Below are 1,418 nucleotides of genomic sequence, written 5' to 3' on the forward strand. Positions count from 1 at the left end.
GCCCCGGCCTGGAGGCCGGGCGCCCGGGCCTGCAGGGGGCCGACATCGAGTTGACGGCCAGCGAGAGCGGCGGCGAGGCGACGCTCTCGCTGAGCGACGGTGCGCTGGAGTTCCCGGGCGTGTTCGAACAGCCGCGCATCGCGCTGAAGCGCCTGGGCAGCCGCCTGAACTGGCGCATCGATGCCGGCGCCGGCGGCGCGCCGCCGCGCGTCGAGCTGCGGGCCCGCGAGGTCCGGTTCGCCAACGACGATGCCCAGGGCGAATTCGAGGCCACCTGGCACACCGGAGGAGAGGCAGGGCGCTTGCCGGGCGTGCTCGAGCTCAATGGGCGCCTGAGCGATGCGCTGGCCCCGAGCGTGGCGCGCTACCTGCCGCTGGGCTTGCCGGCGAGCGTGCGGCAGTACGTCGAGCGCGCGGTGCAGGCCGGCCGGGCGAGCGCAGTGAACTTCAAGGTGAGCGGCGATCTGCGGCGGTTTCCGTTCGGCGCGCCGGCTCCTACCGGCGCCCGGCCCGCGGAGCGGGCGGGCGAGTTCCGCATCGCGGCCCGGCTCGAAGGGGTGCGGCTGGCCTACATGCCGGGCGACCCGGGCTGGCCCGGCGAACCGGGAACGGCCGTCGCCGCGGGGCTGCATCCGCCGTGGCCGGCGCTGACCGACATCAAGGGCGAGCTGGTGTTCGACCGCCAGTCGATGGAACTGCGCGACCTGCGTGGCCGCCTGGGCACCGTGGGCAGCGGCAGCTTCGAGCTGGCGCGGGTTCACGGGGGTATCCGCAACCTGGCCGACAACGCCACGCTGGTGATCGAAGGCAACGGCAGCGGCCCGCTGGCCGACGCGCTGCGCTACGTCAATGCAACGCCGGTCGGCGGCTGGATCGGTGGCGCGCTGGCCAAGGCGAGCACCGGTCCCGTGCAGACGCCGATCGAGCTGCAGCTGGCACTCGACATCCCGCTGCTGCACAGCGAGCGCAGCAGCGTGCGCGGCTCGCTGCGGCTGAACGGCAACGACCTGCGGCTGCGGCCCGACCTGCCGCTGCTGGCCAATGCGAAGGCGCGTGTCGCCTTCGGCGACACCAGCTTTTCGCTGACCGGCGGCAGCGCCCGCGTGCTGGGCGGCGACGCGAGTTTCGATGGAGCCCGGCAGGCCGACGGCAGCCTGCGCTTCAATGTGCAGGGCACGGCCAGCGCCGACGGCCTGCGACGCACGAGCGAACTCGGCCCGCTGGCGGCGCAGGCGGGCGCCGTGCTCGGCGGCCAGACCGGCTACAGGCTCGCGCTGGGGATCGTGCAGGGCCAGGCCGAGTGGCAGCTGAGCAGCAACCTGCTCGGCCTGTCGGTCGACCTGCCGGCGCCGCTGCGCAAGAGCGCCGACCAGGCGCTGCCGCTGCGCGTGCAGGCCAGCCTGGTGCCGGAGTCGATT

General features: G+C 74.4%; 1 protein-coding gene. It reads left to right on the forward strand.

Annotated elements, in window-relative coordinates; translation table 11 throughout:
• Positions 1-1,418, forward strand: a 1,418-nt coding sequence (locus x551_RS22175; RefSeq protein ID WP_036251617.1) for a DUF3971 domain-containing protein, incomplete at both ends; no start/stop codon positions are given.

The sequence above is a fragment of the Methylibium sp. T29 genome (assembly GCF_000576205.1).
GTDB classification, from domain to species: Bacteria; Pseudomonadota; Gammaproteobacteria; order Burkholderiales; family Burkholderiaceae_C; genus Methylibium; species Methylibium petroleiphilum.